Genomic DNA, 18,415 nt, shown 5'->3' on the forward strand with positions numbered 1-18,415 from the left:
TGTATTAAAGAAAATTGCGGTTTTGGGAGGAAATTCTAATGCTTTTAAAATCAATGGTCAAACCTAAGAAAGATTTAACAACTGTTCGTGAAGATGCAACTCTTGAAGAAGCGCTTGATATTCTTGAAGAATCTGGATTCCGTTGCGTTCCAGTTTTAGATAAAACGGGTCGCTTGTTCCGTGGAAATATTTATAAAATGCATATTTATCGCCACAAATCACGTGGTGGATCAATGCAAGAACCTGTGACTTCTCTTTTAAAAAATGCCACTAAGTATATTAATGTTAATGCTGCTTTCTTTAACGTCTTCTTCTCAATTAAGGATTTACCTTTCATTACTGTATTAGATGATAACAATTACTTCTATGGAATTTTAACCCATGCACGTCTCTTGGATGGGTTATCTCAATCGTGGAACGTAAATGTTGGTAGTTATGTGATTACTGTCATTTCTGGGGACGAACGAGGCGATTTAGAGACGATTGCAAAGATCATTACTAAATATACCTCAATTGCTAGTGTTATCTCTTTAGACGTTGAAGAGGGGGATTTAGTGCATCGGATGATGTTCACTCTCCCAGCAAGTGTTGATGAAAAGAGATTACATCAAATTATTAGTAACTTAGAACGTAAAGGCTTCAGAGTTCCTGAAGTTGAAAACCTAAAACAAGATCGTTTATAGTTCGTAAATAAAAAAGGATTCGCAGTTTGCGAATCCTTTTTTCTATCTTGAAATAGGTGGTTTTAAAATTTGAGCGTGAAACTTTGTTCACATTTTCTATTCTATGTATTCGGTACGAGACCTATACTTACCTTTAAGGCCTCGTCCACCTGTTTCATCTTCTGGTCATCTAATCGACCAATTTTATCATGTAGACGTTGTTTATCAATTGTTCGAATCTGTTCCATTAAAATAACTGAATTACGGCCTACTCCTTGTTCTCCACCTTTAATTCCTACATGGGTAGGCATTTTAGGCTTAGAAATTTTAGCCGTTATTGCTGCAATAATGACCGTCGGACTATAGTGATTACCGATGTTATTCTGGATAACAAGAACCGGTCGCATCCCGCCCTGTTCAGAACCAACAACTGGTGACAAGTCTGCATAGAATAAATCACCGCGTCTTATCTTCGACTCGTCCACAGTGTCACCCCATTAACTTTTAATTTAAAAAATTTAACTTAGTAACGTTCAAGCACATGCTTTTCACAATCCGCTTCACATGAAGAAAAGTCATGAGTAATTTCGGAATTGATATCAGCCATTTGAAGGTATCCGGCTTTAAGCTGTTCAAGATGCTCAGTTGCGTGATGGGTAAAAAAGTTCCTTACAATATCATCATTTACACAACTAGGTTCAAAACCAAACATTTCACAGTAAGTCTCTTTCTCAATTGACATATCTTTTGGTTGAATACTCATTAGATTGCTCTCCTGTACTATTTAATTATTAACATTATTTTAGCATTCAATACATTAATTTACTACACCATTTTCAGTATAGATTCGTGGTAAACGTTGTGTGAATCCACATGTGATTTCATAATTAATGGTCCCAGCATATTCGGCAATGTCTGTCATGGTAATTGATTTTTCGCCTGATTTTCCCGCTAAAATTACTTTAGTTCCCACAGGATATGACTTTGGTAAGCGAACCATCATTTGATCCATACAAATTCGTCCTACTATTTCGCAAAATTGACCATCAATCAAAACATGGAATCCTTGTAAACGACGTTCATAACCATCTGCATAACCAATCGGGATCGTCCCAATCCATTCATCTTCTTCAGCTGTATAAGTCGCTCCATAACTAATTGAACGGCCTTTTTGCACTAGTTTAGAAAAAGATAGTTCAGACTCCAGACTCATAGCTGGCTGTAAATCAAAAGGACTTTCCAGTGTTTTTCCAGAAGGATTCATCCCATAAATGCCGACTCCAAAACGAATCATATTACCATTGCAAGCTGCATGCCACAAGCTGGTAGCAGTATTAGAAACATGCACATAACGTGGACGTCGAGTTAATTGGCTGATGAAATGGTTAAAACGTTCCACCTGTAAATTGAAATAAGTCGTATCCTTTTCATCTGCTGTTGCAAAATGTGTAAACACACCTTCAAAATTGAACTGTTGACTTTGTTCAAGATAATCGGCCGCTTTCTTAAAAGAAGCTCCATCTTGAAAACCAATCCGTCCCATTCCTGTATCAATACCTAAATGAACTTTCAGCGGCTTTTGATTTAGAATTTGCGTAGCTTCATCTAGCCATGCTTGATCACCCACCGTTAACGAGATATCATTTTCAGCAGCTAATTTAGCATATTTAACATCTGTAATTCCTAAAACTAGGATAGTTTCTGTTAGCCCAGCATCTCGCAAAGCCAACGCTTCGTCTAAGATAGCAACACAAAAACCAGTTGCCCCAGCTTGTTTCGTAAATTGGGCTGTTTCTACAATTCCATGTCCATAGCCATTAGCCTTAACCACGGCAAATAATTCACTGTGTCCATCTAATCGACTAATCTCATTTTTTACATTATTTCTAATTGCCTCAGCATTAATAACTAGCTTGCTGGGACGATGTATCCCTACAACCATTTCAATTATCCCCCTCTAAAATTACCTGTGTTACAACATGGTGGTCAGAATGGGAAATTGACACATGTACGGTTCCACTAAACGGATGTTTAACAATCTTAGGTTTTCCAACCCCATCGTAATTAATTTCGATGTCTTGAAAATTAAGTTTTTTACCTAATCCTGTCCCGTAAGCTTTACTATATGATTCTTTAACCGAAAAGTGCCCTGCTAAAAATTCATACGCGCGTTGACCTTTCTTAGCTTCAAACTCATCAAATTCAGTGGGCGTCAAAACCTTTTGGATAAACGTTGCTGGATTGTGGAGAGTTTTAAATCGATCAATGTTTGTTATATCAATGCCAATTCCGTAAATCATCCTAGTACCTCCAATGTCGTTCCTATTGTATCAAAAAAAGAGGTCAAGAAAAAATGTATTTTCCGGGCCCCTTAGTTTATTGAAAATGTTTATTTTTCTTTAATTACAAATTGACGGTTTGATCCACCCTTGTTACCTGAGTTGCGATCATTACGCTTACCACCATTGTGGTTACGGTCATCGCGACCAAAGCGTGACTTGCCGCCACCCTTACGATCGTTATTCCATTTACCACCACGGCCCCCGCCATTGCTGCTATTACCATTACTACGACGACCATTACCACCACGATGGTTTCCGCCACGGTATCCGCCGCCACCTTTACCGCCTTTGTTGCCACCTTTTTTACGAGGAAGTGGGCGTTCAGGAGTAATCTTAACTTTGATTTCACTAGCGTCAGACTTAGTTACTTCATTTAGAAGTGCAGCAACCAGCGTTTTAGCATCATGTTGTTCTAAAAGATGATCAACTTGTTCTTCGAACTTAGCAACATCTGTTTTTTGAACCAATTCTTCAATGCTTTGTTCAGCCATTGCAGCACGTCCAGCAAAAGCTTCTTCTTCTGTTGGTGGCTTCATTGGTAACAAACGTTTCTTTGTCAAATGTTCAACGTCACGAAGATAGTCCATTTCCCAGTTAGTAACGAAGGTTACTGAAGTACCTGTAGCACCGGCCCGGCCTGTACGACCAATACGGTGAACATAACTTTCTGGGTCTTGAGGAATATCATAGTTGTAAACGTGAGTTACACCAGAGATATCAAGCCCACGTGCAGCAACGTCAGTAGCAACTAAAATATCTAATTGTCCTTCACGGAATTGACGTAAAATACTCATCCGGCGTTGTTGAGTTAAATCACCATGGATTCCAGCAGCATTGTAACCACGAGTAACTAATCCCTTAGAAACTTCATCAACGCGACGCTTAGTACGACCAAAAATAACTGCAAGTTTTGGTGCTTGTACATCAAGTACGCGGGTTAAAATATCAAATTTTTCGAATTCTTTAGAACGAACGTAGTATTGATCAACCAAATCAGCAGTAAGTTCTTTAGACTTAACTGTAATTTGTTTTGGATCAGTCATGAACTTAACACCAATTTTCTTAATTGGTGCTGGCATTGTGGCTGAGAACAATAATGTTTGGCGTTCGCTAGGTGTTTGTTCAATAATGTGTTCGATATCAGGTAAGAATCCCATATCTAGCATATCGTCAGCTTCATCAAGAACTAATGTTTTAACGTGGTCTAAACGAATTGTCTTTCGACCAATATGGTCCAACAAACGACCAGGTGTACCAACCACGATTTGTGGATGGCTCTTTAAAGCATTAATCTGACGACGGATATCTGATCCACCGTAAACCACTTGAACTTTAGCTTTTTTATATTTTCCTAATTTAAAGATTTCTGCTTGTGTTTGAGCAGCTAACTCACGTGTAGGTGAGATAATAATTGCTTGAATGTTAGGATTATCTAGGTCAACATTTTGTAGGATTGGTAATCCGAAAGCAGCTGTCTTACCAGTACCTGTTTGAGCTTGTCCAATGATGTCTTTTCCTTCTAAAACACCAGGAATAGTTTCAGCTTGGATAGGTGTTGGTTCGTCATACCCATTGTCTAAAACTGCTTTTAAAATGTCTTCGTCTAACCCTAGTTCGGTAAATTTCAAATATAATTCCTCCTAAATTTTCGTCACCGCATCAAAGAAAATCCGTCCTTTTAGGGCCGCGCCCACGGTGACAATCGTGTAAACATAACTTTATAATCATACACCCCTGCTTAGGGATTAGCAAACAAAAGTTCTTGAAAACGCTGTTAAAACAGCTCTATTTAGCCTTTTTAATAAAAATAAAGTTGTGATATTTAGGCTAGCATTCCCCACTCAAAGGTCGGCAACCGCGTTTTAAGAATAATTTACATACGCTGTAAAAAATCTAAAAGCCACATCACAACTTTATTTTTTAATTTTTAATTTTATCAACAACATTTTCTAAATGAATTCCGTGACTTGCTTTTAATAAAATACTATCATTTGCTTGAATTTCAGTTGAAAGATCATCTGTAAGTCGCTTTAATTCGCCAGTTTCATAATAATGAACAGCATCTTTACTGTAGATATCTTCATCAATCAGTCGTTTTTCAAGAGCTTTCATATGTGGGCCAATTAAATATACTTGTGCAAAACGCTTGGCATTTAATTTTTCAGCTAAGCTAGCATGCATTTGATCAGCATTCTCACCTAATTCCAACATATCTCCTAGAACTACCAAACGACGTCCTTCAGTATTTACGTTAGCAAATGAATCCAATACTGCTCGAGCAGCAGTCGGATTAGAATTATAAACATCACTTAAAATACGTTCGCCTTTTTTTCCAGTTAACCACTCTGTTCGATTTTTGGTTAAATCAAAGTCAACTAGCGCTTCAGCTTCTTTTTTTAGGTCAATATGGTACTTATGTCCAACGGCGATTGCTGCTAACGCATTAGTTACATTGTAATCACCCAATACTGGAATTGTTACGGTGGTTTCTTCATCCAAATTAGTTTTGAACATTGTACTTGTGTCAGTTCCCTGGATATCGCTGGCGCTGACATCATTATCTGCTTTAAGCCCAAAACGGTATTGTTCAACATTGAGGTCTTTAGCACGCTGTTCTAATAGCGGTTCATCCCCGTTAAAAACAAAACAACCGTCCTCTTTTAGGCCATCTGTAATTTCCATTTTTGCATCAGCAATCCGCTCACGCGTCTTAAAAAATTCAATATGGGCTTCGCCAATCATCGTAATCACAGCAATATCAGGTTGAACCAATTCACTTAAAAAGTGTAACTGTCCTGGACGATCCATTCCCATTTCAACTACCAATACTTCCGTATTAGAGCTCATTCCCAAAATAGTAATTGGCACGCCCAGTTCGTTGTTAAAGTTTGCTTTAGTTTTTACCACATTATATTCTGCTTCCAGAACTGCTGCAGTCATATCCTTAGTAGTTGTCTTTCCATTACTTCCAGTAATAGCAACTACCTTAGGGTTAATCTTATCCAGATAATATTTAGCAAGTTTTTGCAGAGCTTCTAATGGATTTTTTACTAGAATACTTGGTAAATCAGCTGGACGCCGTTCTTGGTGGTCTTCCGCCCATAAAGTTGCAACGGCGCCTGCTGTTACTGCTTGACTAATAAAATCATGTCCGTCACGTTCACCCATAATTGGCACAAAAAGTGATCCTGGAGATAATTTTCGACTATCAAATTGAACACTCGTTACGCTAATATCGTTCCATAGTTCAGGATATTCATCCGTTCCAAGAGCGCGCGCAATTTCGCTAAGTTGCATTTTCATCTTTTTAAAACTCCCCTTAAATTAAAAAACCTGGCTACAATTATACCATAATAGCTCATTAAATTAACTTACCTTAAAAGTAGACTAAACATCTTATCCCCAAAATAATTACCCTTTTTTGCTAAAAAAGAGAACTTATATCTTATCTGACACAAGTTCTCAATTTAATATAATGCATCCGCATCAAAGGCTTGCGGGTTAGTAATAATAAAATGCCAATGTTTACTACGTAGATTATATTTCAAAATCGCAATTTGTTGGGCATTATTATAAAGTGAATCTTTGCTGCGTAACGTAGGAGCCAAATTACTGTCGCTAGCAATCAAAATCGGGATTCGATATTCGCGATCTTGCTCAAAAGCTTGATCAAACGCAAAAATTAATCCTTCTCCTAACACAGGAATTAATTGTCGAACCATTCCAGCTGGTAATTCAGCAAATTTATTTCCCCGACGAAATACAATTCGATGCTCGTTATAAGCTTGTTCAGCATGACGAATAATAGATTGATTCAAAACTAAATAAAAATTTTTTAGACGACGATAATAGGTCTTCACCTGATTTTCGCCAATGTCTAAATAAACATAGTCGTTTTGGAGCTTATACGAAAATGGCGTATCATTATGAGTTTTCATATGCCCCATATATAAAAGATTAGCAATATCAGCCGGCGTGAGCTCACTCAACGCATCTCGCTGAGAAAAATCAATCCAATTGCGTGGGCCATGGTTTCCAATTAAATACTCACTAACTTTTTTAGCGCCATTAATTTCATTTAAAAATGTATGATTATCAATCGTTAAATCATCACTGACTTCCCGATTTAATAATAAAATATTGGTTGGTATTTGCAAGACTCCCTTTAGGAAATCATTTGCCGTAATCCCGCGCGAATAAATTAAATTAACAATTGATTCTAAATGTACAAAAATATAGTCATCACGCATGATCCCATAACTCTCTTTCAATTAACTATATACTTACATTCTTTCCAAACGTTGAATGCGATCTTCAATTGGTGGATGCGTATCAAATAGATGTGCCATGGTACGTTTCTTTTTAAATGGATCAGAGATATAAAGTGCAGCACTACTTGGATCGGCTTCTTTCATCGGTTCACTGACCGATATCTTTTGTAGAGCATGGATTAGCCCCAGTGGGTTACGTGTTAATTCAACGCTAGAGGCATCGGCGAGATATTCTCGATTTCGTGATAAAGCCAATTGAGCGATAGTTGTGGCAATTGGACCTAAAATAACCAATACGATGGAAATAATCATCATCACAATTTCCAAACTTCCGCCTTCATTGTCATTATCATTGCGACGTCGTCCCCCGCCCCACCAAAATGAGCGCATTCCAATATTTACTAGCATTGCGATCGCCGAAGATAATGCCAAGGCGATGGTCGAAAGGCGAATATCATAATTTCGAATGTGTGAAACTTCGTGTCCAATTACGCCTTCAAGTTCTTCTCGATTAAGCCGTTCTAAAATACCAGTAGTCACTGCTACGGCAGCATTTTTAGGGCTATTTCCTGTTGCAAATGCATTAGGGCTGGCATCGTTAACAATATAAACCTTGGGCATTGGTATATTAGCTACCAAGGCCATGTCTTCTACAATATGCCAAATTTCCGGATGATCGGCTTCACTAATTTCAGTTGCGTGATTCATTCCCATCACGACATTAGTAGAATTGGCAATCATCATGGCCATATAAATAGCGGCAATTACTGCCGCCATAATAATCCCTGCCATTGCACTATCATAGAAAACATAACCAACTGCAGCACCAATAAACAATACTAAGATAGCAAAACCGATCATCACATAAACGGTCTTTCGCTTATTACTTGCAATCTGTTGATATAACATTAATCGACCTCTTAATTATTTATCAAATGAAACGGTTGGGTTTTTAGTTTCTTCTTCAGGAACTTGAAGATAATCAACCGGCTTAAATCCACCCATCCCAGCAATTAAATTATTAGGGAAAGATTGTAGTTTAATGTTGTAACTTGCTACACTCGAATTATATAGTTGACGAGAATAAGCAATTTTATTTTCTGTATTAGTTAATTCTTCCATTAATTTAGTAAATTCTTGGTTAGCCTTCAAGTCAGGATAACTTTCAGATAAAGCAAAAATACTTTTAAGTGAGTCACTAATCTGGTTAGAAGTTTTCATAATCTCTTCACGTTGTTTAGTAGAAGGGGCTGAATTATCAGTCTGATCCACTAATTGATTACGAAGTGCCACCACTTTACTTAAAGTATCTTTTTCATGGGCTGCATATCCCTTAACCGTATTTACAAGATTAGGAATCAAATCATTTCGACGCTTCATTTGAACGCTAATTTGGCTCCATGATTCCTGTGTATAGGTTCTAGCTTTTACCAAGCCGTTGTACATTGAGACGATCGCAATTACAATCACCACAATTACAATTAGTGCTATTATCATTCCTACCATTCAATCCCATCCTTTCAAAACTTCCTATATATGATATTAATAGTAACAAATTCGTCAAGCAAATTATATGAATTTGAACACTAAATTTTCTTAACGATTAAACTTTTCTGAAAACTCTTTTTGAACTGCTTCCGGAGCCTTGGTATGACTCATTTTCTTGATAAATTTAGCCCGAATCATCAAACGACCCGCTCCCGTATCATCACAGGTAACCAACGTTAAAATTTTCTTACCTTTAATATCGTCAACTACTTGCACATCGGTCGCCTTTATAAATTTACGGGTGTCTACCCGATACTCATAAATATTGGTCTCATCTGTCAAATAAACCTTTTGCCCAATTTTGGCTTTCCAATAAAGCGGACTAAATAAAACATTTTTATCAACCATATGATGTCCAGCCAATGCGTAGTTACCTTCACCCATTCGCTGATTTTCTTTTAAAGTTCCCGCCGCCAACGCCAACGTAAGATTATCGACCCCTTTGCCGATCGGAAGGTGTATGTTTATATCAGGGTAAACAATTTCACCAATCACTTTAATTCTTTTCTCCGAAGTCCGTGCCTTTAGGACCGTCTGCCAATCCAATGATTTTACTTTTGTATAGTCAAAATTGGCTTTCTTTTCAGTGTTTTTAGCAACCACTTTCTCGTTCACCTCTGGATTATATTGTGCTACCATCCATGTTTTGATTTGACGATTAAAAATCATCGCTAAACTTAGTAGCACCAATAATGTTAATCCAATCGAAACTAACCAATTTTTTAGTTTTTTACTCATTGACTTTTGCTCCATTACTATTTTTAATTTTTATGGTATTGTATATTGGTATATCTTTTTTGAAAGAGGGCTTTTTATGATGTTTTTCAATCGAAAAGGACAATCTAGAAAGAAACGTGAACCTTGGGAACAAAATCTTTTTGTGCTTTGGTTCGGAACCTTCATAGCCGGGGTCGCATTTAGTGAGATTATGCCGTTTTTGTCGCTTTATGTCAACACACTCGGTGACTTCTCAAAATCGCAACTATCTTTTTATAGTGGTCTAACTTATTCTTCTACTTTCTTAATTTTAGCAATTATTTCTCCAATTTGGGGAAAAATTGCGGATAAGCGTGGAAGAAAAGTAATGATTTTAAGAGCTTCACTCGGAATGGCTTTCGTCTTAGGCGCAATGGGCCTTGTTCAAAACGTCTTTCAACTGATTGGCCTTCGTTTATTACAAGGTGTTTTTGCAGGTTATATTAGTAACTCCAATGCACTCATCGCTACCGAAACTCCTAAAGAAAAAAGTGGTTATGCACTTGGTATTTTATCTACTGGTCCTGTATCCGGATCTCTACTAGGTCCCCTCATTGGTGGTGCACTAGCTTCTATTTTTTCATATCGAGTAACTTTCTTTATTACAGGTGGTTTATTACTAATCGTCTTTTTCCTAAGTTTCTTCTTGGTACATGAACACTTCGTTCCCGTAGAAAGTGAATCTGGTTCGCTTTCTGCTCGAGAGGTAATTGGTAAACTAAATCAGCCTAAGGCCGTATTCGGCATGTTTATCACAACGATGATTATTCAAGCATCTAATAATTCAATCGCGCCGATTATTAGTTTATACGTTAAAGAATTAATGCATAATGGGGCTGGTGTAACAATGGTTGCTGGTTTAATTGCTGCAATTCCGGGAATTGCTAACATGTTAGCGGCTCCGCGCTTAGGAGAACTTGGGGACCAGATTGGAACCGAAAAAGTTCTTTCCGTGGCCTTTCTCTTCGCCATGGTATTCTACATTCCAATGGCCTTTGTTCCTTCTATTTTTTGGCTAGGAGTTTTCCGCTTCTTTATCGGAATTTCTGATGGAGCGATGCTACCAGCGGTTCAGAGTATTTTATCTAAACGAACACCTGCTGCGGTAACTGGGCGTGTATTTAGTTGGAACCAGTCTTTCCAAGCACTCGGAAATATGATTGGCCCATTACTAGGCTCTGCAGTCTCTGGTTTATTTGACTATAACGCTGTCTTTATTGCTACTTCTGTATTAGTTTTAATTAACTTTATCTTATTCCGTTGGTTAAACGGACGATCAGTAGCATAAATCAAGTTAGTAACGCTGTGTTATGTTGATTACTGAGAAGCAATCCTAAACTATATTTCAGACCACAAAAAAAGAGGTACCACTGATAAATTCAGCGGTGCCTCTTTTTGATAACCAATGGTTATAATTAAGCCAAACCGTACTTTTTGTTGAATTTTGCAACAGTACCGTCTGCTTGTTGGAACTTTTGACGTCCTGTGTAGAAAGGATGTGAGTCAGATGTGATTTCCACACGAATCAATGGGTATTCGTTACCGTCTTCCCACTTGATTGTTTCAGCTGAACCTACAGTTGAACCTGACAAGAACTTAAAACCAGTTGCTGAATCTTGAAATACAACTGGATGATAGTCTGGATGAATTCCTTTTTTCATGATATTACGCTCCTTTGCCATGAGTCATTTGCTGAGTCATAGTTATTTATTATAAATCAACGTCCCCAATAATAGCATAGAAAAACAACTTAAACAAGGTCGATTAAGATTTTTTACTACCATTAGGACCTAAATTTAAATTCTTTAAGTTAGCAATAAACGCTTCGTTGTTTTTAGTGTTTTTCAATAACTTAAGCACTTGTTCCGTATACTCCAGAGCATCTCCACGCATCGACCGGCGAATATCCCAAAGCTGATTAAGTATATCTTTTGAGACCATTAGTTCCTCTTTACGAGTTCCTGACTGGCGGATATCTAACGCTGGAAATACTCTGCGCTCAGCTAAATTCCGTGATAAGACTAGCTCTGAATTACCCGTACCTTTGAATTCTTCATAAATCACATCATCCATCCGGCTTCCTGTATCAACCAAAGCTGTCCCAATGATGGTAAGTGATCCACCCTCTTCAATATTTCGAGCAGAGCCAAAGAATTTTTTAGGCTTATAAAACGCTGCCGGATCAACCCCACCAGAAAGTGTTCGACCACTAGGGGAGGTCACTAAATTATATGCACGGGTTAATCGCGTAAGTGAATCTAGTAAGACAACAACATCTTGTTTATCTTCTACTAGACGAAGCGCCCGTTGTAATACTAATTCTGAAACACGAGTATGATTCCGGGGTTCTTGATCAAAGGTGGAATAAACCACTTCTCCCTTAATCGAGCGTTCTAAATCTGTTACTTCTTCTGGTCGCTCATCGATTAGTAAAACGATGAGCTTCACATCTGGATAGTTGGTGGTAATCCCATTAGCAATAGCCTTTAGTAAAGTGGTTTTTCCTGCTTTAGGTGGTGCTACTACCAGACCACGTTGTCCAAATCCAATTGGTGAAAACAAATCAACTAATCGCGTTGATAAAATATTAGAAGTTGTTTCTAATTTTAATTGTTGATTGGGGTAGATGGGGGTTAGAGCTGGAAAATGAGGACGTTGCTTAGCTTCTTCTGGGTCCTTATTATTCACTGAAGTAACCCGCATTAATCCATAATACCGTTCACCTGGTTTGGGATGGCGAGCTTCACCACCAACTAAATCCCCATTACGCAAACCGAAACGTGTGATTTGCGATGCTGAAATATAGATATCTTCTTGCGAAGAACCATAGTTGATTGGCCGTAAAAAACCATATCCATCATTTCCAACGATATCTAAAACGCCTTCCATTTCAACAAATGACTTCTTTTTAGCCTGAGCACGCAAAACAGCCAGAGACAATTCCTTCTTGTTCATCTGGCTGTAATATGAAATCTTATATTCACGGGCAAGGCCGTATATTTCTTTGAGAGTCATTTCTTGCAAGTCATTCATTGTTAAAAAATTATCCATCGACTTAACTCTCCTATATCTTTGACTACAATGTATTGTCGGTCGTGATTGAAACATCCGCTCCGAGCTTAGTTAGTTTTTTAACCAAACTGTCGTATCCACGTAGGATGTTATCTGCTCGGGTGATGGTTGTAGTGCCTTGGGCCATAAAGGCTGCAATCATTAAACAAGCCCCTGCCCGAATTTCTCCAGCCTCAACTTCAGCGCCCGTAAGTTTTTCAGAATGATTAATATAAATCACTCCATCAGCATGTTTAATCTTAGCACCCATTTTTTGTAATTCAATTACGTGTTTGATACGTTCTGGATAAATATGATCATTAACAACACTTTGACCAGTTGCTTTTAATAGGGAAGCCGTCAAAGGTTGTTGCAAATCAGTCGCAAATCCAGGGAAAGGACTCGTATTGACTTCAATTGCTTTTAATTGATCCACTTTAGGAACAAAAATCTTATCGCCATCAATTTTAATATCGACGCCAAGTTCAAGCATCTTTGAAGTAAACGATTCTAGGTGTTCTGGAATAATATTATTTACCATCACACCATCCCCCACAGCCGTAGCTAAAGACAAATAGGTTCCAGCCTCAATTCGATCCGGAATAATGGTATGCGTAGCTGTAGAAACCAACTTATCTACACCTTCAATTCGGATAACATCAGTCCCTGCTCCACGAATTTTAGCCCCCATATTATTTAAAAACATTGCTAAATCAATAATCTCGGGTTCACGTGCTGCGTTTTCAATCGTTGTAATACCTTGGGCCTTAACGGCAGCCAAAATAACATTGATCGTTGCTCCTACAGAAACCACATCTAAAAAGATGTGCGCTCCATGGAGTCCACGATCATATGCTGAAATGTACACTGTATCTTCATCTTCTGTAACGTTGGCACCTAAGGCTTTGAAGCCTTTAATATGCTGATCAATTGGTCTTGGACCAATATTATCTCCACCTGGAAATGTAACTGTTGAACGCTTGAAACGACCAAGTAAAGAGCCCATAAAGTAATATGATGCTCGTAAGCTCTTAATTGCCTTACTAGGCAATGGATTCTCAACAATTTCAGTTGGATCAATCACCATAACTCCATCCTCAAACGTTGAATGAACATTCATCGATTCAAGGATAATCATTAAGTTATGCACGTCAAGTATGTCGGGCACTGAATCAAACCGTACTGGAGTATCCGCCAAAATTGCAGCCGGAATCAACGCAACGGTACTATTTTTAGCACCACCGATGGTCACTTCTCCAGACAGTCGCTGTCCACCCTTGATTATCATTTTTTTCATGGTTTTTCCTCACAAACGAACTTTAAGTACTTTAAAATTAAGGAATGTATTTTACAGTCAACCTCAATCATAAATAATTTGTTCCAAAAATACAACCTCATGAACGCAACAAATAAAAAAATAGCCGAAAAATTCGACTATTTTTATGCTTATTTATTTGCAGCAGCGATAAATGCCTTAAATAATCCTTCTGGACGTTGTGGACGTGATAAAAATTCTGGGTGATATTGAGCTGCCACGAAGAATTTCTTTTCTGGTAACTCAATTACTTCTACTAAACGATTGTCTGGTGAAGTTCCTGAGAATACAAGACCCTTAGCTTCCATTTCGGCACGATAGTCATTGTTAAATTCAAAACGATGACGATGACGTTCTTCAATCATTTCTTGGTTGTTATAAGCGGCGGCAGCTACAGATCCTTCTTTAAGCTTGCATGGGTAAAGACCGAGGCGTTGAGTTCCACCCATATCTTTAACACCTTCTTGATCAGCCATTAAATCAATAATGTTGTGCTTAGTTGCTGGATCCATTTCAGCCGAATTAGCATCTTGGTAACCCAATACGTTACGAGCAAATTCAACGCTGGCCATTTGCATTCCTAAACAAATTCCTAAGAATGGCACATCATTTTCACGAGCATATTGAATGGAATGAATCATTCCTTCAATCCCACGATCACCAAAGCCACCAGGAACAATGATTCCATCTTGCCCGGCAAGTTGTTCAGCAACATTTTCCTTAGTAAGTTTTTCTGAATCAATTTTGGTAATCTTAATGTCGGCATCGACAACATAACCTGCATGTTTTAACGCTTCATTCACCGAGATATAAGCATCTTGTAAGGCAACGTATTTACCAACCAATGCAATGTTAATGGTATGGTTCAAACGGTTATTAACGTGATCGACAAGATCTTCCCACTTAGACATGTCTGCTTGTGGTGCTTGCAAACCAAAGTGGTCCATCACAATGTCGTCCATCTTTTGTGCTTTTAAGTTCAATGGAATTTCGTATAAACTTGCAACATCTTGAGATTCAATTACAGCTTCTGGCTCAACATCACAGAATGCAGCAATCTTCGAACGCATACCATCTGTGATATCTTCTTCTGTACGAACAACCAACATATTAGGTTGAATTCCCAAACCACGAAGTTCTTTAACACTGTGTTGCGTTGGCTTTGTCTTCATTTCCCCTGCAGCTTTTAGGTATGGAACCAAAGTCGTGTGGATGTAGAAAACATTTTCTGATCCGGCTTGACTCTTCATCTGACGAATAGCTTCCAAGAAAGGAAGTGACTCGATGTCCCCAACCGTTCCACCAATTTCAGTGATTACGATATCAGAATCAGTCACTTTACCAGCGCGCATAATTTTTTCTTTAATTGCGTCCGTAATATGAGGAATAACTTGGACAGTTGCTCCAAGATAATCGCCATGACGTTCTTTACGTAATACTTCTGAATAAATCTTTCCAGTTGTAACGTTAGAATACTTGTTTAAGTTGATATCGATAAAACGTTCATAGTGGCCTAAATCTAAATCTGTTTCTGTTCCATCATCAGTAACAAAAACTTCACCATGTTGGTAAGGACTCATCGTTCCTGGATCCACGTTAATATATGGATCAAACTTTTGAATCGTAACCTTAAGTCCACGATTCTTCAAAAGACGTCCAAGGGATGCAGCAACAATCCCCTTACCTAAAGATGAAACAACCCCACCTGTAACAAAAATATATTTGGTCATTAAAATTCTCCTTTTCTAACATTTATGACTGGTTAAATTAGGAAACGCAAAACAGTTGTTTTTACTGTTGAAATACTGATACAACAATAAAAATACCCCCTATTCTGAGAATAGGGGGTATTACCGTTCATTGTCTGAAAAATCCTCAAAAGGATCTCCAGAGCCCAAAAAATATAATACAGAGTTACAGACTATAAGTCAAGTTTGTATATTTAGTTTTCGTCATCTTCGTTTAATTCTGATAGTTGACCTTCAATTCCATCTGGAAGAACATCAGTATCGTCATCGTTAGAAAGATCTTCAAATGCTGGAGCGTCATCTGATGTAGTATCTTCAGCTTCGACTTCTTCATCTTCTGGATCATCAGAATCGTAGTCAATTACATCATCGTCATCAGCTGCATCAGCAAGAAAGGCATTAACCTTCTTACGTTTTTTACGTACAGGACGGTCTTCGTCTTCATCTTCAGCGTGAATTAAGGCTTCATCAATTGATTCGAATGGGTACCAAGTACGAAGTCCCCATGTATTTTCGCCCAAGGAAATAAAACTTCCGTCAACGTTTAAATCAGTATAAAATTGTGATAATCGATTTCTAAATTCCTCATCTGTCTTATCTAAATAACTCTGAACCGCGTTGGCTAAATCAACAAAAGCCATTGGTTCACCACTCTTAGCTAAAATAGCGTGGGCAACTTCGATCATTGAGAGTTCGTTTTTGTTTTGACCCTTAAAATTTTCTAATTCCAACTGGTGCACGTCCTTTCCACAGTCTATCTCAAATAATACTACAATTAAGCAGTAAATTGCAATCGGATTTTGTAGTTACCAATCAACTGTTCTCCTGCAAAAAGTTGGTAATCAATATTTACCCTTCCCGCCAGGGGTCCTTCTTGGAGTTCTATCTCTAGAAATGGTGTTACTGTTTCAATCGGAAAAAGTCCGTAAGGCGTGCGATACCGCGCTTCAATTCTTTTACCGTTAGCAAAACGCAAACGCATTTCACTCTCAGACGAACGTGTTAATAGGACATTGCCATCCCCATCAATTTTCATGGTTACGGGTGATTTTTTTCCAGTTTCTTCATTTTTTTCCTGATATCTTAAGTAAAGTGAATCGCCCATTTTAAAAATCTGTCCTGGTTCGTCAAAAGCTAGGTGTGTTTTTTCACCTTCTTGTTCAATAAATGTCTCTAAATGGATTTCAATTGGAATGCCATTGTTTAATCCAGCCATTTGAATCCTCCTCTTTGTTCACTGTTCTAATGTAATAATTATAATTCATTTCATATATTATTCTAGCTTTAAGCTTTTACAATCTCACCTTAAAACTTGTATAATTTTAGTTAGATGTTTCTTTTTAAAATTACAAAGTAAGAAGGTAGTAAGATGTCCCAAGAAAATCAACGTTTACCGATGGAGAAAGTCTTTCGTGATCCTATCCATGACTACGTTTATGTTCAAGACCAAGTCATTTTAGACTTGATTAATACTAAAGAATTTCAGCGTCTTCGTCGAATTCATCAATTGGGAACCACTTCCTTTGTGTTTCATGGAGCTGAACACACCCGCTTTTCACATTCATTAGGATGTTATGAAGTAGCACGTCGCATCGTTGAAAGCTTTGCTCGAAATTATCCTTCAAAAACTCCCAGTGATGGATTGTGGAATAATGATGAACGGTTAGTAACGCTTTGTGCCGCCCTCTTACATGATATTGGTCATGGGGCTTACTCGCATACATTTGAACATATTTTTAATACCGACCATGAAAAATTTACTACCCGGATTATTACGGACCCTCAAACCGAAGTTAACCAAGTTTTACGACGTATTAGTCCCGACTTTCCAACAAAGGTCGCTTCTGTAATTAGCCATGATTATCCTAATCCACAAGTAGTACAGCTAATTTCTAGCCAAATTGATGCCGACCGTATGGATTATCTTTTACGTGATTCATACTACACCGGAACTAACTACGGAAACTTTGATTTAACCCGCATCTTACGTGTGATGCGTCCTTATGAGCATGGTATCGCCTTTCAAATGAGTGGCATTCATGCCGTCGAGGATTTTATTGTAAGTCGTTTTCAAATGTACGTTCAGGTTTATTTTCATTCTGTTTCCCGTTCTATGGAGGTCATTCTTGGACATCTCTTAAAGTTAGCTAACCAGCTATATCAGTCTGAGCGAGCTAACCATCGACAACGTAACTTTCAACCTCATTACTTAATGCCATTTTTTGATGAAAATTTTACGTTAGATGATTATTTAAAACTAGATGATGGCGTCCTAAATACGTATTTTCTTCAATGGGTGGATGATGAAGATCCTATTTTGAGTGATCTTGCCCATCGCTTCTTGGATCGTGTTCCTTTAAAATCAGCACGCATCACCGATCAAACGCGGAGTCTTCTACCTGAATTAAAACAATTGGTGGCTGAAGCTGGTTTTGATTCTGAATATTATACTGCTGAAAATGACAGTTATGACTTACCATATGATGCCTATGATCCAACCTCTAAAAAACCACGGACTCAAATTGAACTAATGCAATCGGATGGTAGCCTAGTCGAACTTTCGACCGTTAGTGATTTAGTACGAGCAATTTCAGGTAAAGTTTCTCGTGACGAGCGCTTCTTTTTCCCCAAGGAAATGCTTATAGATAGTAACGAGAGTTTGTTTACAGATACTTTTGAAGCTTTTCAAGCTCATATCAAAAACAATATAATTAGTTAGGAG

19 protein-coding genes are annotated in these 18,415 nt (G+C 38.0%); 3 read left to right on the top strand and 16 right to left on the bottom strand.

Annotation, left to right across the window (positions count from 1 at the left end):
* Positions 1–38: 38 nt before the first annotated feature.
* Positions 39–683: a cyclic di-AMP binding protein CbpA gene (gene cbpA / locus PEPE_RS07555; protein ID WP_002833019.1), complete on the top strand. Its 645-nt coding sequence runs from the start codon at positions 39–41 to the stop codon at positions 681–683.
* Positions 684–784: 101 nt separating this feature from the next.
* On the opposite strand, the gene PEPE_RS07560 is transcribed toward cbpA, so the two are convergent.
* The 10 genes from PEPE_RS07560 to PEPE_RS07605 form a co-directional block, all read right to left on the bottom strand.
* Positions 785–1,147 (bottom strand): type II toxin-antitoxin system PemK/MazF family toxin, encoded by a 363-nt coding sequence (locus PEPE_RS07560; protein ID WP_011673724.1) that lies wholly within the window; start codon positions 1,145–1,147, stop codon positions 785–787.
* A gap of 38 nt (positions 1,148–1,185) precedes the next feature.
* Positions 1,186–1,425 (bottom strand): hypothetical protein, encoded by a 240-nt coding sequence (locus tag PEPE_RS07565; RefSeq protein ID WP_011673725.1) that lies wholly within the window; start codon positions 1,423–1,425, stop codon positions 1,186–1,188.
* A gap of 54 nt (positions 1,426–1,479) precedes the next feature.
* Complete coding sequence (alr, locus tag PEPE_RS07570; RefSeq protein ID WP_011673726.1) at positions 1,480–2,604, bottom strand: alanine racemase; 1,125 nt, start codon at positions 2,602–2,604, stop codon at positions 1,480–1,482.
* 1 nt (position 2,605) lies between these two features.
* Positions 2,606–2,962 carry a holo-ACP synthase gene (gene acpS, locus PEPE_RS07575; RefSeq protein WP_002833014.1) on the bottom strand — a complete coding sequence of 119 codons (357 nt, stop codon included), beginning with the start codon at positions 2,960–2,962 and terminating at the stop codon, positions 2,606–2,608.
* An 89-nt stretch (positions 2,963–3,051) separates the two neighbouring features.
* A complete protein-coding gene (locus PEPE_RS07580) occupies positions 3,052–4,632 on the bottom strand; it encodes a DEAD/DEAH box helicase (protein ID WP_011673727.1) in 1,581 nt (526 codons plus the stop codon).
* Between the two features lie 292 nt (positions 4,633–4,924).
* Positions 4,925–6,307 carry a UDP-N-acetylmuramoyl-tripeptide--D-alanyl-D-alanine ligase gene (locus PEPE_RS07585; protein ID WP_011673728.1) on the bottom strand — a complete coding sequence of 461 codons (1,383 nt, stop codon included), beginning with the start codon at positions 6,305–6,307 and terminating at the stop codon, positions 4,925–4,927.
* Between the two features lie 164 nt (positions 6,308–6,471).
* Positions 6,472–7,254: a hypothetical protein gene (locus tag PEPE_RS07590; protein ID WP_011673729.1), complete on the bottom strand. Its 783-nt coding sequence runs from the start codon at positions 7,252–7,254 to the stop codon at positions 6,472–6,474.
* A gap of 33 nt (positions 7,255–7,287) precedes the next feature.
* Positions 7,288–8,184: a zinc metalloprotease HtpX gene (htpX, locus tag PEPE_RS07595; protein ID WP_002833010.1), complete on the bottom strand. Its 897-nt coding sequence runs from the start codon at positions 8,182–8,184 to the stop codon at positions 7,288–7,290.
* Between the two features lie 15 nt (positions 8,185–8,199).
* Positions 8,200–8,781, bottom strand: coding sequence for a LemA family protein (locus PEPE_RS07600; RefSeq protein ID WP_011673730.1), 582 nt, complete (start codon positions 8,779–8,781; stop codon positions 8,200–8,202).
* 90 nt (positions 8,782–8,871) lie between these two features.
* Positions 8,872–9,561, bottom strand: coding sequence for a class A sortase (locus PEPE_RS07605; protein ID WP_002833008.1), 690 nt, complete (start codon positions 9,559–9,561; stop codon positions 8,872–8,874).
* A 79-nt stretch (positions 9,562–9,640) separates the two neighbouring features.
* Between PEPE_RS07605 and PEPE_RS07610 the strand changes: the two genes are divergently transcribed.
* Complete coding sequence (locus PEPE_RS07610) at positions 9,641–10,867, top strand: multidrug efflux MFS transporter (protein WP_029258135.1); 1,227 nt, start codon at positions 9,641–9,643, stop codon at positions 10,865–10,867.
* Positions 10,868–10,994: 127 nt separating this feature from the next.
* On the opposite strand, the gene PEPE_RS07615 is transcribed toward PEPE_RS07610, so the two are convergent.
* The 6 genes from PEPE_RS07615 to PEPE_RS07640 all read right to left on the bottom strand — a co-directional run bounded on the left by PEPE_RS07615 (position 10,995) and on the right by PEPE_RS07640 (position 16,909).
* A complete protein-coding gene (locus PEPE_RS07615; protein WP_002833006.1) occupies positions 10,995–11,240 on the bottom strand; it encodes a type B 50S ribosomal protein L31 in 246 nt (81 codons plus the stop codon).
* 103 nt (positions 11,241–11,343) lie between these two features.
* Complete coding sequence (gene rho / locus PEPE_RS07620) at positions 11,344–12,630, bottom strand: transcription termination factor Rho (protein WP_011673732.1); 1,287 nt, start codon at positions 12,628–12,630, stop codon at positions 11,344–11,346.
* Positions 12,631–12,655: 25 nt separating this feature from the next.
* Positions 12,656–13,927, bottom strand: a complete 1,272-nt coding sequence (locus PEPE_RS07625) for a UDP-N-acetylglucosamine 1-carboxyvinyltransferase (protein WP_002833004.1) — start codon at positions 13,925–13,927, stop codon at positions 12,656–12,658.
* A 149-nt stretch (positions 13,928–14,076) separates the two neighbouring features.
* Entirely contained in the window at positions 14,077–15,675 is a 1,599-nt protein-coding gene (locus PEPE_RS07630; protein ID WP_011673733.1) for a CTP synthase, read from the bottom strand.
* Between the two features lie 212 nt (positions 15,676–15,887).
* On the bottom strand, positions 15,888–16,424 hold the full coding sequence (gene rpoE / locus PEPE_RS07635; protein ID WP_002833001.1) for a DNA-directed RNA polymerase subunit delta: 537 nt from the start codon (positions 16,422–16,424) through the stop codon (positions 15,888–15,890).
* Between the two features lie 44 nt (positions 16,425–16,468).
* Positions 16,469–16,909, bottom strand: a complete 441-nt coding sequence (locus PEPE_RS07640; RefSeq protein ID WP_002832999.1) for a DUF1934 domain-containing protein — start codon at positions 16,907–16,909, stop codon at positions 16,469–16,471.
* A 153-nt stretch (positions 16,910–17,062) separates the two neighbouring features.
* Here PEPE_RS07640 and PEPE_RS07645 point away from each other — a divergent pair, with 153 nt between their 5' ends.
* Positions 17,063–18,412, top strand: coding sequence for an HD domain-containing protein (locus tag PEPE_RS07645; RefSeq protein ID WP_002832998.1), 1,350 nt, complete (start codon positions 17,063–17,065; stop codon positions 18,410–18,412).
* The last annotated feature ends 3 nt before the right edge of the window (positions 18,413–18,415 follow it).

Source organism: Pediococcus pentosaceus ATCC 25745 (genome assembly GCF_000014505.1).
GTDB classification, from domain to species: Bacteria; Bacillota; Bacilli; order Lactobacillales; family Lactobacillaceae; genus Pediococcus; species Pediococcus pentosaceus.

Excerpts from the sequence above, each read along its gene's own strand:
- PEPE_RS07605 (WP_002833008.1), bottom strand. The coding sequence starts at position 9,561 with ATGAGTAAAAAACTAAAAAATTGGTTAGTTTCGATTGGATTAACATTA.
- PEPE_RS07585 (WP_011673728.1), bottom strand. The coding sequence starts at position 6,307 with ATGAAAATGCAACTTAGCGAAATTGCGCGCGCTCTTGGAACGGATGAA.
- PEPE_RS07630 (WP_011673733.1), bottom strand. The coding sequence starts at position 15,675 with ATGACCAAATATATTTTTGTTACAGGTGGGGTTGTTTCATCTTTAGGT.
- PEPE_RS07645 (WP_002832998.1), top strand. The coding sequence starts at position 17,063 with ATGTCCCAAGAAAATCAACGTTTACCGATGGAGAAAGTCTTTCGTGAT.
- PEPE_RS07565 (WP_011673725.1), bottom strand. The coding sequence starts at position 1,425 with ATGAGTATTCAACCAAAAGATATGTCAATTGAGAAAGAGACTTACTGT.
- PEPE_RS07640 (WP_002832999.1), bottom strand. The coding sequence starts at position 16,909 with ATGGCTGGATTAAACAATGGCATTCCAATTGAAATCCATTTAGAGACA.
- PEPE_RS07600 (WP_011673730.1), bottom strand. The coding sequence starts at position 8,781 with ATGGTAGGAATGATAATAGCACTAATTGTAATTGTGGTGATTGTAATT.
- PEPE_RS07615 (WP_002833006.1), bottom strand. The coding sequence starts at position 11,240 with ATGAAAAAAGGAATTCATCCAGACTATCATCCAGTTGTATTTCAAGAT.
- cbpA (WP_002833019.1), top strand. The coding sequence starts at position 39 with ATGCTTTTAAAATCAATGGTCAAACCTAAGAAAGATTTAACAACTGTT.
- PEPE_RS07590 (WP_011673729.1), bottom strand. The coding sequence starts at position 7,254 with ATGCGTGATGACTATATTTTTGTACATTTAGAATCAATTGTTAATTTA.
- acpS (WP_002833014.1), bottom strand. The coding sequence starts at position 2,962 with ATGATTTACGGAATTGGCATTGATATAACAAACATTGATCGATTTAAA.
- PEPE_RS07610 (WP_029258135.1), top strand. The coding sequence starts at position 9,641 with ATGTTTTTCAATCGAAAAGGACAATCTAGAAAGAAACGTGAACCTTGG.
- htpX (WP_002833010.1), bottom strand. The coding sequence starts at position 8,184 with ATGTTATATCAACAGATTGCAAGTAATAAGCGAAAGACCGTTTATGTG.
- alr (WP_011673726.1), bottom strand. The coding sequence starts at position 2,604 with ATGGTTGTAGGGATACATCGTCCCAGCAAGCTAGTTATTAATGCTGAG.
- rho (WP_011673732.1), bottom strand. The coding sequence starts at position 12,630 with ATGGATAATTTTTTAACAATGAATGACTTGCAAGAAATGACTCTCAAA.
- PEPE_RS07625 (WP_002833004.1), bottom strand. The coding sequence starts at position 13,927 with ATGAAAAAAATGATAATCAAGGGTGGACAGCGACTGTCTGGAGAAGTG.